This window comes from Halomonas sp. H2 (genome assembly GCF_050215315.1).
Lineage (GTDB): Bacteria > Pseudomonadota > Gammaproteobacteria > Pseudomonadales > Halomonadaceae > Vreelandella.
Genome location: NZ_CP189760.1, coordinates 703,318 through 718,782, shown reverse-complemented (window position 1 = coordinate 718,782; position 15,465 = coordinate 703,318). Strand labels below are relative to the sequence as shown.

At 55.5% G+C, this 15,465-nt stretch carries 14 protein-coding genes and 1 pseudogene; 11 read left to right on the top strand and 4 right to left on the bottom strand.

Annotated elements, in window-relative coordinates; all coding sequences use genetic code 11:
• Nucleotides 1-213: 213 nt before the first annotated feature.
• The 9 genes from ACQE2I_RS03315 (at nt 214) to ACQE2I_RS03275 (ending at nt 8,009) form a co-directional block, all read left to right on the top strand.
• Nucleotides 214-1,197, top strand: coding sequence for a TRAP transporter substrate-binding protein (locus tag ACQE2I_RS03315; RefSeq protein ID WP_427030080.1), 984 nt, complete (start codon nt 214-216; stop codon nt 1,195-1,197).
• A gap of 65 nt (nt 1,198-1,262) precedes the next feature.
• On the top strand, nt 1,263-1,826 hold the full coding sequence (locus ACQE2I_RS03310) for a TRAP transporter small permease (RefSeq protein ID WP_427030078.1): 564 nt from the start codon (nt 1,263-1,265) through the stop codon (nt 1,824-1,826).
• Between the two features lie 33 nt (nt 1,827-1,859).
• Entirely contained in the window at nt 1,860-3,164 is a 1,305-nt protein-coding gene (locus ACQE2I_RS03305) for a TRAP transporter large permease (protein ID WP_427030077.1), read from the top strand.
• A gap of 271 nt (nt 3,165-3,435) precedes the next feature.
• Complete coding sequence (locus ACQE2I_RS03300) at nt 3,436-3,831, top strand: acetyl-CoA carboxylase biotin carboxyl carrier protein (protein ID WP_427030076.1); 396 nt, start codon at nt 3,436-3,438, stop codon at nt 3,829-3,831.
• Complete coding sequence (gene accC / locus ACQE2I_RS03295; RefSeq protein ID WP_427030075.1) at nt 3,828-5,183, top strand: acetyl-CoA carboxylase biotin carboxylase subunit; 1,356 nt, start codon at nt 3,828-3,830, stop codon at nt 5,181-5,183. Before ACQE2I_RS03300 ends, accC begins: the two co-directional genes overlap by 4 nt.
• Nucleotides 5,180-5,842, top strand: a complete 663-nt coding sequence (gene pxpB / locus ACQE2I_RS03290) for a 5-oxoprolinase subunit PxpB (protein WP_427030074.1) — start codon at nt 5,180-5,182, stop codon at nt 5,840-5,842. The genes accC and pxpB overlap by 4 nt, the downstream gene beginning before the upstream one ends.
• Nucleotides 5,835-6,812: a biotin-dependent carboxyltransferase family protein gene (locus tag ACQE2I_RS03285; protein WP_427030073.1), complete on the top strand. Its 978-nt coding sequence runs from the start codon at nt 5,835-5,837 to the stop codon at nt 6,810-6,812. The genes pxpB and ACQE2I_RS03285 overlap by 8 nt, the downstream gene beginning before the upstream one ends.
• Nucleotides 6,803-7,210: a hypothetical protein gene (locus ACQE2I_RS03280; RefSeq protein WP_427030072.1), complete on the top strand. Its 408-nt coding sequence runs from the start codon at nt 6,803-6,805 to the stop codon at nt 7,208-7,210. The genes ACQE2I_RS03285 and ACQE2I_RS03280 overlap by 10 nt, the downstream gene beginning before the upstream one ends.
• Nucleotides 7,211-7,235: 25 nt before the next feature.
• Nucleotides 7,236-8,009, top strand: a complete 774-nt coding sequence (locus ACQE2I_RS03275; RefSeq protein WP_427030071.1) for a LamB/YcsF family protein — start codon at nt 7,236-7,238, stop codon at nt 8,007-8,009.
• On the opposite strand, the gene ACQE2I_RS03270 is transcribed toward ACQE2I_RS03275, so the two are convergent.
• Both ACQE2I_RS03270 and ACQE2I_RS03265 read right to left on the bottom strand, forming a co-directional pair.
• On the bottom strand, nt 7,988-8,947 hold the full coding sequence (locus ACQE2I_RS03270; RefSeq protein WP_427030070.1) for a LysR family transcriptional regulator: 960 nt from the start codon (nt 8,945-8,947) through the stop codon (nt 7,988-7,990). The two genes, ACQE2I_RS03275 and ACQE2I_RS03270, sit on opposite strands and share 22 nt — an antisense overlap.
• Before the next feature lie 284 nt (nt 8,948-9,231).
• Complete coding sequence (locus tag ACQE2I_RS03265) at nt 9,232-9,486, bottom strand: helix-turn-helix domain-containing protein (protein WP_427030069.1); 255 nt, start codon at nt 9,484-9,486, stop codon at nt 9,232-9,234.
• Nucleotides 9,487-9,588: 102 nt separating this feature from the next.
• Between ACQE2I_RS03265 and ACQE2I_RS03260 the strand changes: the two genes are divergently transcribed.
• Nucleotides 9,589-10,203: a hypothetical protein gene (locus tag ACQE2I_RS03260; RefSeq protein WP_427030068.1), complete on the top strand. Its 615-nt coding sequence runs from the start codon at nt 9,589-9,591 to the stop codon at nt 10,201-10,203.
• Entirely contained in the window at nt 10,200-11,582 is a 1,383-nt protein-coding gene (locus ACQE2I_RS03255; RefSeq protein ID WP_427030067.1) for a DEAD/DEAH box helicase, read from the top strand. Before ACQE2I_RS03260 ends, ACQE2I_RS03255 begins: the two co-directional genes overlap by 4 nt.
• 462 nt (nt 11,583-12,044) lie before the next feature.
• Here ACQE2I_RS03255 and ligA (ACQE2I_RS03250) read toward each other — a convergent pair whose 3' ends face one another.
• A complete protein-coding gene (gene ligA, locus ACQE2I_RS03250) occupies nt 12,045-14,060 on the bottom strand; it encodes an NAD-dependent DNA ligase LigA (protein WP_427030066.1) in 2,016 nt (671 codons plus the stop codon).
• A gap of 94 nt (nt 14,061-14,154) precedes the next feature.
• Nucleotides 14,155-15,330, bottom strand: a pseudogene (gene ligA, locus ACQE2I_RS03245) (NAD-dependent DNA ligase LigA); the annotation flags it as partial.
• Nucleotides 15,331-15,465: the final 135 nt, after the last annotated feature.

The following is a 15,465-nucleotide window of genomic DNA, read 5'->3' as shown; positions in this document are numbered from 1 at the left end:
AATACAAGCCGGAGAACACAGGCCTATTGAAGCTGGAACAGCTGCGAATACACAGCGTCAGCACACTGATGACCATCGCCAGAATGACCATGGAAAGGCGCCAGAACGAGATGGCAGATCCGGATTTCGAAGACTGTTGGGTGCGGCCGCAATACCCTACGACTCACCCTCAGGCAACAATACGACTAACAACATGAACAAGAGGTCTTTACCATGCAAAAGATGATAGCCACTCCCGTAATACTGGCGGCTGCCTTCGGCTTCACAGCGACCGCACAGGCAACGGAATGGACCATGGCGATCCCCTATGGCGATGCCAACTTCCATACCCAGAACGTCAAGCAGTTCGCCGAAGACGTGACAGAAGCCACCGATGGCGAATTGACCATCAACGTACACAGCGGTGGCTCTCTGGTCGCTCACGGCGAGATCAAGCCGTCCGTCCGTCGCGGCACCATCGAGGCGGGCGAGGTCTTGCTCTCGGTTCTCTCCAACGAGGACCCGATCTTCGAAGTCGATACCCTGCCGGGGGTGGCTGGCAACTATGAGGAGGCCTTTGCCCTGTGGGAGGCCACCAAGCCCATCATCACCGAACTGTTCGCCAAACAGGGCATAATGCCCCTCTACTCCGTGGCCTGGCCCTCCCAGGGCATCTATACCGACTTCGAGCTGAACAGTGCAGACCAGTTCGAGGGCCTGCGGATCCGCGCATCCAACCTCAATACCCAGCGCTTCGTCAACTACCTTGGCGGCAATCCCACCGAAACCGAGGAGTCCGATATCCCCACCGCCTTCAGCACCGGGCGCGTGGACGCCATGATCACCTCGACCTCCACCGGCAACTCGATGACTGCCTGGGATTACGTCTCCCATTACACCGACGCCAACCTGTGGCAGCCGAAGAATATCGTCTTCATCAACCAGCGCGCCTTCGACCGCCTGGACGAGGCGACCCAAGAGGCCGTTCTCGAGGCGGCCGCCCGAGCCGAAGAGCGCGGCTGGCAGATGAGCCGCGACGACACCGAAGCCAGTACCCAGGCCCTGCAGGAGAACGGCATCACCGTATCCACGCCGAACGACGAGGTGGCAGCCGCCCTGCAGGCAGCAGGCGACAGGCTGTTCAGCGATTGGGAAGAGCGCGCCGATGACACGACCAAGCAGGTGCTCGAAACGTATCGCGAGCAGCGTGACCACTGAGGCCTGACCACTAAGGTGCGGTGGCAATCCGCCGCGCCCGCCTCGAATTCGCCGTGAGATAAATTATGACCTTCAATTTCAATGCACTCTACCGCCTCGGTGCCTGGGGAGCGGCCGCCTGCATGATCACCATCTGCGCCCTGGTTTCCCTTCAGGTCGCCTTCAGGTTCATGGATGCAGGCCTGGTACTGATTGGTCTGCGCCGCACCGGATTGAGCATAACCGGGGTATCGGAACTCGCCTCCTACCTGCTGGTTGGTGCAACGTTTCTCGGCCTCGCCTATACCTTCGTACACCATGCCCATATCCGCGTGACGCTGCTGATATCGCGGCTGCCTTCAGCCATACGCGTCTGGTTCGAGGTCTTCGGGCTGCTGGTTGCCCTGACCCTCAGCCTGCTGCTCGGCTATGGACTGATCGAACTGGTAAGGGAAAGCCTGCAGTTCAACGAAATCTCATCAGGCTTCCTGTCGATCCCCCTCTGGATTCCACAGACCGTCCTGGCAATCGGCGTGGGCCTGCTCTGCCTGGCATTGCTTGAAGCCCTGGTCTTTGCCTTGCGCATCGCCGTCCGCGACCCCTCGAGCTTTCAAGAAGCAACGCCAACCGAAGACAGCGAGACTCGCTGAGCCCGGCCACTATCCTCTTTCGGAGAACTACTCATGCTGGCATTGAGTCTGGCTACTGTCTTCACGCTCGTGCTGCTTCTGGGCAGCGGCGTATGGATCGCCTTCGCGCTGATCGGTACCGCCTGGGTGTCGCTGGCCTTCTTCAGCCCCTTTTCGCCCGTGCCGATCCTGGCTTCGGACTTCTGGGCCGCCAGCTACGGCTGGGAACTGACCGCCCTGCCGATGTTCATCTGGATGGGCGAGATCCTGTTCCGCTCAGGCCTGGCCGACAGCATGTTCCGCGGCCTCTCGCCTTGGCTGAACCGACTCCCCGGGCGGCTGCTGCATGCCAACATCATCGGCAGCGGCATGTTCGCGGCGGTCTGCGGCTCGTCGGCGGCCACCTGTGCCACCGTGGGCAAGATGACCCTGCCGGAGCTCGAGCGTCGCGGCTATGATAGCAACATGGCGATCGGCACGCTGGCCAGCGCCTCTACCCTGGGCCTGCTGATCCCGCCTTCTATCGTCTTGATCGTCTATGGCGTGGTGACCGAGCAGTCGATCTCCCGGCTGTTCATGGCCGGTATCGGCCCGGGGCTGTTGATCCTGGCCCTGTTCATGAGTTACCTGATCCTCTGGTCGCTGCTCAAGGGCAATCGCCAGGGCCTTACCGGACACGATGAGTCGTCGATGCCCCTGGCGGAGAAGCTTCGCCACACGCTATCGCTGATACCGGTCCTGCTGCTGATCGGCGGTATCATCGTCTCGATCTACGGTGGCCTGGCCTCGCCCACCGAGGCCGCAGCGGTCGGCGTGGTGCTCTCCATCGTGATCGCACGCTGTACCGGCAGCTTCGACCTTGCCACCTTCAAGGCGTCGCTATTCGCGGCGATACGCACCGCCTGCATGATCGCCTTCATCATTGCCGGTGCGTCGTTCCTCACATCGGCCATGGGCTTTACCCAGGTTCCCATGCAGCTGGCCCGGGCCATCGGCGAGATGGGGCTATCACCCCCCATGCTGCTGGTGGCACTGACCCTGCTGCTGCTGGTGATGGGCTGTTTCCTCGATGGCATTTCGCTGATATTGCTAGTCACGGCTATTCTGATGCCGCTGGTCAGCGCAGCGGGTTTCGACCTGATCTGGTTCGGCATCTATCTAGTGATCATGGTGGAGATGTCGCAGATCACTCCGCCGGTGGGCTTCAACTTATTCGTCATCCAGGGGCTGACCGGCAAGGATATCGTCACCATCACCAAGGCGACCCTGCCCTTCTTCCTGCTGATGCTGGTCTCCATCGTGCTGCTGTATATCTTCCCGGACATCGCACTCTACCTGCCCCAGGCGATAAACCACTGAAGGTTCAACTGCCTGGATCCTGGCGCGGCGCGGTGCTTGCGTCGCGCTGCGCCAGCCGAGGGCGCGCGGATAGTAGCGCTCCGGCTGACGCTCCACATGGGCGAAGAAATGGGTGTCCTTGTAGGGCATCTTCATGAAGACGGAAACTCCCAGCCCGGCATTAAAACGCTGGGAATGTAAGTAGCACGCTGTCGCCCCGACTGTATACCGCAATGTCGCGGGCCGGAGATCCGGCATCAACTTGAAAACCAGATATAATTGTGAGGCTACCTTGGACATCAAGAAGATCGAATCCCTTCTCAAAGCGGCGGCCGAGGCCGGGCTGAGCGAACTGGAAATCGCCGAAGACAGCTTCCACCTGGTCCTGTCGCGTGATACCAACACAGCCACAAGCGACTCGCCGACCGCCACCTCCGCCGCCGACACGGAAACCTTCAAATCACCTCTGGCTGGAATCTTCTATACCGCTTCCGAACTGGGAGCTGCGCCCTTTGTTGAGGCGGGCAGCGAGATCGATGCGAACGCAAGCCTTTGCGTTATCGAAGCGATGAAGGCCCTGAACACGATCACTGCGCCGCGCGCAGGCCGTATCGTTCGGGTTTTGGCCAAGGACGGCGAGAGCGTCGATATCTCTACACCGCTTTTTGAAGTGAGCTGGTCAACATGACAAGGAATATCAAAAAACTACTGATCGCCAACCGCGGCGAAATCGCCGTTCGGATTCAGCGAGCCTGCCGCAAGCTGGGGATTCAAAGCATTCAGATCTGTTCGCAGGCCGACCGCGATGCCCCCTTCGTAGCTTCGGCGGATGAGAATCTTTGTATCGGCCCTGCATCAGCCGGACAAAGCTATCTCGACATTCACCGGATCGTGGCTGCCGCACGCCTGTGCAATGCCGACGCGGTGCACCCCGGCTATGGGTTTCTTTCGGAAAACGCCGAATTCTCAGACGCTGTCGAAGCCGCAGGCATGGCCTTTGTCGGTCCGACCGGTGATGTCATTCGCAAGATGGGCGACAAAATCAGCGCGAAAAAAGCTATGCTTACGGCTGGTGTGCCCTGTATTCCTGGCTACGAAGGCCATGCTACCAGCAATACCGACACCTTAGCCCCGGAGGCCGAGAAGGTCGGATATCCGCTCATCATCAAGGCAGCTGCGGGTGGCGGTGGGCGTGGGATGAGAGTCGTACACGAGGCGCAGGAACTGGGTACTGCGCTTGCCCAGACCCGTGAAGAGGCCCGCCTGGCCTTCGGTAACCCCTCGGTCTATCTGGAGCGCTATCTTGAACACCCACGCCACGTCGAACTTCAGATTCTTGCCGATGGTCAGGGCAACGTCATCGTGCTGGGCGAACGTGATTGCTCGCTGCAACGCCGTCATCAGAAAATCATCGAAGAAGCCCCAGCACCGGGCATTCCGCGCGATAAGATCGACGCGCTGTCGAAAACCTGCTCCACCGCCTGCCGCGCCATCGGCTACCGCGGCGCGGGCACCTTCGAGTTCCTCTACGAAGACGGCATCTTCAGCTTCATTGAGATGAACACCCGCATTCAGGTGGAGCATCCCGTGACCGAAGAAATCTATGGCTTCGATCTTGTCGCTGCGCAGCTTCGCGTGGCGAACGGCGAGCAGCTTTGGGTCACGCAGGATGAACTAGCGCCTCGCGGTCATGCGCTGGAATGCCGAATCAACGCCGAAGACCCCGGCACCTTCATGCCATCTCCCGGTACGATAACCAAATGGATCGAACCGACCGGCGAAGGCGTCCGGGTCGAGACCCACTGCTGCACAGGCAGCGTGATCTCGGCGCATTACGACTCAATGATCGCCAAGATCATCTGCCATGCTGACACCCGCATCGAAGCAATCGACCGGATGAAAGCCGCGCTCGATGCCTTCACGGTTGAGGGCATCGCCACTAATGCACCGCTGCACCGTCGTCTTCTGGACGATCCAGTTATCTCGAAAGGCGGTATGGACATTCACTATCTTGAAGCGAAACTAGAGGGCAGGACATGACCGATGTTGCCTATGACCTCTCCGACCTTGGCGAAGCGGGGGTCGTGCTGACAGTACTCAACACGAGCGACTTGGTCGCGCAGGAACGCATCTGGGTCGTCGCTGACGAACTTCCACGGATAGAGGGGGTCGAGGAAGTGCTGATCGGCGTGAATAACCTGACCTGCCTGTTCGACCCAGAACGGATCACCGCTGACAAGGTGTCGTCCTGCATCACCAAGGCTTGGGGCGAGGCCCGGGCCTGGAGCGGTGCGCCCGCGATCCACGAAATCCCCATCACCTACGGCGGCGAGGCCGGACCCGATCTTGAAGAACTGGCCGCGCATGTGGGAATGTCCCCGCAGGAGGTGATCGCTCTGCACTCCGCCTCCGAACTTGTCGTCATGGCGGTCGGCTCGCAGCCCGGTTTCGGCTATCTCGGGGGCATGGACCCCCGGCTCGCCATGCCGCGCAAGGCCAAGCCGCGCGAGCGGGTGCCTGCCGGATCGGTGATCATCGGCGGCGCGCAGACCGCCGTTGCGACCTCGACCTCACCCAACGGCTGGAACGTGATCGGCTTCACGGACTGGACGTTCTTCGACGCAACCAATCCGCATCCGGCGCGGCTGCGGGTCGGTGACCGTGTTCGCTTCATCGTAAAGGAGGCGCAAGATGCTTGATATTCTGGCAGCGGGCCCGTTCGCCACGGTTCAGGACTTGGGCCGACCCGGTCTACGCGGACAGGGCGTCAGTGTAGGCGGCGCGATGGACAGCCTTGCGCTCCGGGTCGCGAACCTGCTAGTAGGCGAAGACCCTGGCGCGGCTGGAATCGAAACCACCGGCCTTCCCCTGCGTGTGCGTGTCGGACGAGCGGCCCTGATCGCCGTCACCGGGGCCGTATCCCGCGTGAGCGTCGATGGCGTGGCGATCCCGACCTATACCTCCTGTCTCGTGGAAGCGGGCCAGGTAATCGAGGTTGGCCCAGCGCAGCAAGGCACGTGGTCCTATCTCGCAGTGTCAGGCGGGATAGAGGTGCCCTCGGTTCTTGGCGCGCGCAGCACCGATCTGAAAGGCGGCTACGGCGGCATCGAGAATGGACGCGCTCTGCGCCCCGGTGACAGCCTGACGCTTGGCGCATCGCCTATCGACCCAGCCCCGCTTCACAAACGCGGCGGCTTCGGCGTCCTGCCGCCCCCGCGCCTGACCGACCCGGAAGGCCACACGATCCTGCGGATCATTCCCGGTCGTGAGTATGGCGAATTCGACGAGACCCAACAGGCCCGCTTTTGGGGCGAACTTTGGACCATAAGCAACAGCAGCAACCGTCAGGGCTATGGCCTTCAGGGGCGGAAACTCTCGCCCAAGACCCCGCTGAACCTGGCCTCTTACGGACTGATCCCCGGCGTCGTACAAATCCCCCCAGCGGGGGAGCCGGTCATTCAGCTTGCCGAGGCGAACACCTGCGGCGGCTATCCCCGCATGGGCACGATCATCGCACCTGATCTCTCTGCGCTGGTACAGGTTGCGGTCGGCGGAAAACTCAGAATGCAACGGATAACTCGTGACGAGGCCATCGCGGCCAGACAGGCGACGCAGACCTATCTTGCGCACGTCACCGAAACCTTGAGGAGCGCACTGAAATGGACCTGAAAGACCCCGCCGTCATCTGTCGCCTTGCCGAGGCGCTTCGTCAGGCCCAAGGTCGGTCGCTCAGCCTTGAACTGGGTGGCCAATCGCTTCGTATCGCGCTGTCCGATACGGTTGCAACCGCCGCTGCACCAACCAAGGCGAGCCACGCGACCATCGCCAGTACCGGCTTTGGCACCTATCGTGCGACCTCGCCTGACGGTCTGCTCACGCCCCCCGAAATCGGCGAGACCCTCAAGGTGGGCCAATGGCTGGGCTGTCTGGTCGCGGGCGACCTGATTCTGCCGATCCGTGCCGCCGAGACAGGAACGCTGACAGAAATGCAGGCAGCCGAGGGCCAGCTTGTGGAATTCAGCGATCCGCTTTTCAGCATCGCGACCAGCCACGAAATTGACGGATAAGGTCAGAAACCAGCGGAGAATGATAATGGAATACATCGACATCAACTGTGACATGGGCGAAGGCTTTGGTGATTATTCCGCGGGCGACGACACCGAGATGCTGAGCCTCGTGACCACCGCGAACGTTGCCTGTGGTTTCCACGCTGGCGATCCGCATATCATGTTCAACCTCGCCCGCAAGGCCAAAGAGGCCGGCGTCGCCATCGGCGCGCATCCGGGCTATCCAGACCTTTGGGGCTTTGGCCGCCGCCCGATGACCTATTCGCCCCAGGAACTCAAGGCGCTTATGGTTTACCAGATCGGGGCTTTCGACGCCGCCGCAAAGCTGGCGGGCCACAAGATGACCCATGTGAAGGTCCATGGTGCCATGGGCCATCTTGTCCACCGCGAGGATTGGGCCGCGCGGGCGCTGATCGAGGTTATCCAGACCCTCGACGAAAACATAATCCTCTCCACGATGGTTAAGACCATCCTGTCCGACATGGCGGTGGCTGAGGGTCTGCGCGTGGTGCATGAGGTCTATGCCGACCGCGCTTATGACCCGGCCGGACAGCTCGTGTCGCGCGGCATTCCGGGCGCGGTCATCCATGACAGCGAAGCCGCCGCGCAGAACGTGTTGCGGATGCTTTCCGAACAGGCGGTTTTCACCGTCGAGGGAGTCAAGATCCCGCTCAAACAGATCGACTCCGTCTGCGTGCACTCTGATACTGCAGGCGCGGTCGAAATGACCGCTGGCCTCGTGGCGCGGCTCAAGGACGAGGGCATTGCCCTGCGCCCCTATGCTGATATGTTCGGCTGACCCGCCATTCCAAGGTCAGCGCCCGAACCGGGGGTCTCCTGATATTGGATCGTGAAATCGCACGCTTCTACGGCGACTCTCGCGATGTCGTCGTAGAAGGCCGAGGGGAGGTCCCGTCTCACGACCAGCGAATAGGATGTCGGTGACAGCGGCGGGTTCGACACCATCTCAACCAGCTTGCCGCTTTTCACCAAGGGCTCGAAACAGTCGCGCGGCAGATACGCGATTCCGAACCCCGCCACCGCCAAGGCCACTGCTGCCATCATGCTGTCGGCATGTACGGTGTTCTCAAGGGTCAGCCCACGGGTTTTGAGCCAGCGGATAAAGAACAGCCCCGCGCCCGAGCGGCTTCCCTGTGTGATAACCGGGCAATTGCATATTTCGCGCAGTTCAAGGTTTGGTTGTCCCGGCAGGAAATCGGGCGAGGCCATCCATGCGTTATCGACATCGGCCAGCCGATAGACATGTATGTCATTATCGACCACCACCTCCGGCACGATGATCACGTCCAGCCGCCCTTCCATAAGACCTTCGTAAAGGCTTCGGCTCATGTCGACCGAGGGTTCCACCAAGACTTCGGGGTAATTCTGCCGCAGGAGCGTAGCAAAACGAGGCATCCATGTCAGAGCGGTAAGCTCCGTCACCCCTAGTCGGAATTTTCGTGCAAAGTGATGATCGCCATTTCGGATCGACATCACCCGATCTCTGAGCTCCATCATCTGGCGCGCGTGTTCATGCAGGATCTCCCCCTGCTTCGTTACCCGTGATCCACGCCGTGCACGATCAAAAAGCGTTAGACCGGTCGCATACTCAAGCTCCTGAATGCGCTTGGAAATTGTCGATTGCGTTGTGTTCAGGTGCTCCGCGGCCCGGCTGAATGTGCCAAGTTCGACAACCCAGAAAAGCGCTTCGAGCTGACCGATAGAGAGATTCGACATACATTCCCCAATCGAATGAATGAATATCGATTAATATTGCTATTATGCAACAAAGTCAATAGATATCCTACTTAAAACAACCTAGATCGGAGAACTCAGTGTCTATCCATTTAGCTGATCGAGTAAAGCAACTTAAACCTTCGGCGAGTATCGCCGCTAAACAGGTCGTTTCCGACGTGGCACTGGACTCATAGATATCCATACTTGGAGAAATTAACCTTTCTCTGTTGAAGCTAACGTCTGCGATAGCAAGCATCAATACCCGGCACCATGTTCTTTTGCGCCTAACCACTTTTGGCCGGTTTGTGCCCTTCTGGTTCCAAGGTGGTTTGATCAGGTAGAAGAAATGTTGGCTCACATTGGAGCACTGCAGCGATCTCGTATAATTTTTCCACGGTAATATTAACTTCTCCACGTTCGACTCTTCCTATATAGCTGCGGTCGATGCCAGCAGCTAAGGCAAAGGCGTCTTGCGAGAAGCCATTTTTCTTTCGTGTTTCCCTAATATTTCTTCCCAGCGTCGTCGCTAGCTCACTCATACCCGCCTCATTTCCTTTTGGCGGGACTATCCTTCGTTGCGGCCTATCTAGCCACGGACTATAATCCGCATTTCGTTTTTTACCTCTCCTACGGTGATGGTCATGTCGGGTACCCTTCCTTCAATAGAGGAGCGCATTTTCGAGCTCCTTTTAGAAACTGATAACGCTCAATTCACGATACGCAGCCTGCGTGACCAATACGCACACCAACATGGCATAGCAGCAGAGCGACGAGTTGCTCTGCGACGTTTTATCTACGAAAGAATTAAAAAGCTAATCACCGCTGGTTTGGTGGAGAAAGACCGTGAAAAACGCAAACGCGATCAGCTCTATTTTGTCTTACCTTCAATAAGAGAAGCAGGCTTGTGCCTGGAGGGAGAAAGCTTTGAAGCATGGCACCAGCGGCTCGTGTCGCAAACAGCTTATGGAACAACGGAGACAACCGGTATTCCAAAAGTCAAAAGTAGTAGTGAACAGAGCCCCAGTGCTAGGAAGGCTTCGAGCCAATATGCCTTGGAGAAAGTGTTAAAGGAAACGCAAAGTGAATTCCTTTCTACACTGGGTGAAGTCGAGGCATTCCGTGAGCTTATGGATGAATACCCCGATCTCAAGCCGAGTATCGTGCTTGATCATCGTGATGCTTATGACCGGAGCGCACGTTTAATGGGCCGAGTGCGAGCGCTAGAAAAATCTCTACATCGGCTGGGGGGTACATGAGCACCAAGCTGCGGAGATGGCAAGCAGAGTGCTTGGAGCTAGCGAAGGTTCACTACTTACTTCATAGCGACTTTTTCCTGCAAGCAACACCTGCGAGCGGAAAAACCCGACTAGCAGCTGAAATCACGCGATGGCTGCTTGAAGAAGGACATATTGATTTTGTTATCTGTTTTGCGCCAACGAGAGAAGTGGTGGCTGGCATACAGCGCACCTTTACTGTCGTATTGAATCAGCGGTTTGGCGATACGCTTGCTTCGGTTGGGGCTGCTTACACCTATCAATCTATGGAATATCACCCTGAGGAGTTTTGGGCGCTATTTACAAAATATCGCACATTGACCATTTTCGATGAGATGCATCACTGCGCGGGCCATGATCCGCTCCTCAGCAATACGTGGGGCCAGCAAATAATTCAGCGCATCCAAAATGCAGCCACTTACACGTTAGCGCTGTCAGGAACGCCCTGGCGTTCGGATGAGTTACCTATTGCGTTAGCTCGCTACAGCGATCCAGAAGGCAAACTAATTTGTGATTACCGATATGACCTTCAAACCGCCATTCAAGATGGCGTATGTCGCTCGCCAAGAATTACCCTCATTGATAACCCCCTGATCCGCTTGACCGAAGAGAACGAAAGCACAGCATCAGTAAGAGCATTTTCGTCATTTCAGCAGTTGCTTAGTGAGTCGCCAATCAGTTACGAAGACCTGTTGAGACACGACGACATCCTAAATGCGGTGCTAGACCTAGGCATTGACCGACTTAACCAAGAGCGGGGCAGCGTGCCTAATGCTGGCGGTCTAGTCGTTGCTACCGACATTGAACATGCGCATCAAATCGCCGAGCTTTTGCATCACAAAGGTGAAAGCTATGTGGTGGTGACCAGCCAAACACCGAAGGCGCATCAGCTAATTGACCAATACCGATATAACAGTACGCGCTGGATTGTTGCGGTAAGCATGATATCCGAAGGGACTGATATTCAACGTTTATGCGTATGTGCGTACCTGAGTAGGATTCGAACGGAACTGCATTACCGGCAGGTATTAGGGCGTATTCTACGCAAAATAAACGACTCAGATGATAAAGCATGGCTCTATGTGATCGCCGAGCCCCTACTGCGGAAATACTCGCAGCGAATTGCTGAAGATTTACCCGAAGATCAGGCAATGCTTCAAACCCAAAAGCTGAACCTACGATTGGAGAAAGCACGCTCCAGTCAAATGGGCGGCACTGAGGAGAGTGAGCCAGCTGCGAGTAATAGCCAACCGTTATCAGCAAAAAATATTAATGAGCGTGAGATGCAGTCTTTTGAGCCTCCCTTGCTAACGCTTAGCTTCTCGGAATACTACCGTCAGCACCTTTTGTCTCTTATATAGGCTCTCTTTTATAAAGTTTTATGAACAAAAAGAGTACCTTTGGGTTCATCTACGGAAGGATCACCAAAGATGGATCAGAGCCGTCAGTTATATGGGTCATTCCCTCCATTTTAGAAGGCTATAAAAGCAGAACTCAGAGCACAGCCGGGCACCTCTATATTTCAACAACGTCGGTAATAATAGCTTGTTGCCAAGCAAAATGTGGCGCTTAAGTGAAAAGCTGCATAAATACTAACGCAGCAGATTGATCGGTGCCGACAGTGTAGAATCTGTCCATTAGGACTCCGTATAACAGAATTACCCAATCAAGCAGATCTCGGCAGCCAAGTCTGAGGACTATAAGAAGTTACCTGCCGAGATCGTTTCCTGGCCCGGATGCCCGTGCGGTGTCACAGCAACAATTGATCGAAGCACTGTCGCCGTCCTTCTTCGCCCAATGCAGCATGTGTCAAACTGACCTGGTTATGCTTTTGCGTACTTAGCTAGCATCTGAATCAGCTCACTTTCATTAATTACCTCTACACCGAGGTCTTTAGCTTTTGTAAGCTTAGACCCTGCACTCTCTCCCGCCACAACGTAGGATGTGCGAGTTGACACGTTTCCAGACACTTTGCAGCCTAGGCTTTCCAGAGATGCCTGTGCCTCAGACCTAGTCATACTGTTCAAAGTACCTGTTAAAACGAACGTTTTCCCTTTCAACGGCCGCGAACTCTCATCTACCTGGACTACTTCCCACCGTACGCCTTGCTCAATGAGCGCGTTAATTACCGACAAGTTTCTTTCCTGCCGAAAAAAGTGATAGATATGTGTTGCGACGATTTCTCCTATATCAGGAACATCTACCAACTTCTCCATAGAAGCAACTATGAGCTTGTTGAGATCCCCAAAGGATAGTGCCAAGTTCTTTGCTGTAGCCTCTCCAACTTCTCGTATCCCTAATGAGTAGACGAACTTAGAAAATGTTGTTTCTTTAGAATTATCAATAGCTTGAAGTATATTCTCAACCTTTTTAGGACCCATTCGATCCAGATGCAATAAAGAGGGCGCTGTTAGGGTATAAAGGTCAGCGGGGCTTTTGACTATCTCTTGCCTAACCAACTCCTCAATAATTTTTTCACCTAGACCAACTACGTTCATGGCCTTTCTAGAGCAGAAATGTCTTATTGCCTCTATCAGCTGCGCTTTACAAACTAGCCCACCGGTACATCTTGCATCAGCTTCCCCTTCAACCTTTTCAATATCTGATTTGCACACTGGGCAGGATTGAGGAAATACGATGGGCTTTCTATCTGCCCCCTTGGTTGATACAGACATGACCTGCGGAATGACATCTGCTGCGCGGCGAATGATCACCTCATCACCTATACAAAGGCCAAGACGCTCAATTTGATTCGCATTGTGTAACGAAGCACGACTTATTGTCACTCCCCCTATAAAAGCTGGCGTCAGAACTGCAACTGGCGTTATCTTTCCAGTTCTCCCAACTTGAAACTCAACGTTTTCCAATCGGGTCTTACCTTCCTGGGCTGGAAATTTATGAGCGATTGCCCACCTGGGAGCATTTGTAATGAAGCCAAGTGACTCCTGTTGTATTATTGAGTCAACTTTAAAAACGACCCCATCAATCTCATACGGAAGGGCTGAACGAGAAGCCATAAGCTCCTCAATGTAGTCGTGACAACCAGATAATCCAACTTTAGTCGTGCTTTCTTTCGGAAGTGCAAACCCGAGATCTTTGAGATACATTAGTCGCTTAAACTGGCTAGCAGGGAGCTCTTTACCTTCACAAACGCCGATTCCGTATGCAAAAAACTCTAGAGGCCTACGTGCTGTTACATCAACATTCAGCTGCCTCAAACTCCCAGATGCCGCGTTTCGTGGATTAACGAGTAAGTTTTTTCCTTCGCTCGCTAGGCGCTCATTAAGCTCTTCAAACTTTACAACAGGAATTACGACCTCACCCCTAACCTCAAGCCTATTAGGAGCATTAATACTTGATAGCGTTCGAGGCACATTACGGATGGTTTTTACATTCCGTGTTACATCTTCACCAACACTGCCATCGCCTCTAGTTGCCCCTCTGACCAGAGCCCCATGCTCGTATATCAGACTAACGGCCAATCCATCTAGCTTTGGTTCTGCGCAAAATGTTACAGGACTCGATGTACCAAACGATTTCTCGATCCTTCGAATGAAATTTTCCAAGCCACTGAAATCAAAAACATTGTCCAATGAAAGCATTGGAACTTCGTGCTTCACCTTTTTAAAGCCCTTCGCTACTCCTCCGCCAACTTTCTGAGAGGGTGATGAAGGATCACTTCTCTCGAGATTTTCACTTTCTAGTCCCTTCAACTCACGCATTAGCTCGTCGTATTCGGAGTCAGTAACTGAGGGTTCATCCAAAATGTAATATTCATGATTGTATTTTTCTACAAGAGCTCTCAGCTCCGAAATTCTGTCTTGATTTTTATGGTTCATCGTCATCAACTCGACTGCCTGGGTGCATTTGCTACCTAGCTATGATAATTTTACAAATACGCCTACTTGAAACTCCGAGCTACAGGGTGACACCTACGTCTCCCGCCCGCCGAATCGATACCGTATCGCCGATCATTACATCCAAGCGGGTAATTTCGTCTGCGTTATGTAGCGTGGCATTGGAGACGGTCACGCCCGCTACGGTGACCGGCTCAAGCCGCGCTACCGGGGTAATCGCCCCGGTGCGACCAACCTGAAACTCTACATCGTTGAGGATGGTGACCTCTTCCTGGGCAGGAAACTTAAACGCCACCGCCCAGCGCGGCGCGCGGGCGACAAAGCCAAGCTCACGCTGGTGGCGCAAGTCGTTGACCTTGATCACCACGCCGTCGATATCAAAACCTAAGCTATCACGCTTTTCACCCAACTGTTCACAGTAATCAGCGACGGCCTGAGGGCCTTTGACTATCTGCAGCTCTGAGCTTGAGCGAAAACCCCAGTTTTTTAGCCTTTCCATTTGGCGGCTATGAGTTGGAATCACGCTGTCATCTAAATTTGCCATATTAATGCGGGCAACTTGGTAAGCGTGAAACTCTAGCGGGCGTTTCGCGGTAATGCGCGGATCTAGCTGACGCAAGCTGCCCGCCGCTGCGTTACGCGGGTTGGCAAATACCTTGCTACCCTCTTTCCGGGCGCGCTCATTGAGCGCCTCAAAACCGGAATGACGCATAATCACTTCGCCCCGTACTTCCAAAAGTTCAGGGACTTTTTTGCCCAGCAGTTTTAACGGCACCGAGCGCAGCGTGCGCAGGTTAGAGGTAATGCCTTCGCCGGTACGGCCATCACCCCGGGTCGCCCCACTGACCAGAATACCCTGCTCGTAGACCAGCGATACGGCCGCACCATCCAGCTTGGGCTCGCAGGTAAACTCAATCTCTTCGGCAGTACACTCCAGGCGTTCGGCTACGCGGTCGGCAAAGGCGAGAATATCGTCACGGCTAAAGGCGTTATCCAGCGACAGCATTGGGATCGCGTGGGCCACCGAAGGAAAGCCGTCCGCAGGAGCAGCACCCACCCGCTGAGTAGGTGAATCGCTGGTGATCAGTTCTGGGTGGTTAGTTTCCAACTGCTGCAAGCGCTGCAGCTTACGGTCATAGTCAGCATCCGTTAGCGTGGGATCATCCAGCACGTAGTAACGGTAGTTGGCCTCATCCAGGGCGGCCCGCAGTTGGGTAATCTCTTCCAGCGGTTGAGAATCAGACTGACTCATTTAATGGGTTCCAGTACTAACGAATAGCGGCCGCAATAAATGCAGAGCCTAAAGAGTGTAAAAATAGAACAAAAATAGTGCGTATTGAACAAAAACACCCGCCTTCTGGCAAGAAGGCGGGTGTTGAACAGCTGA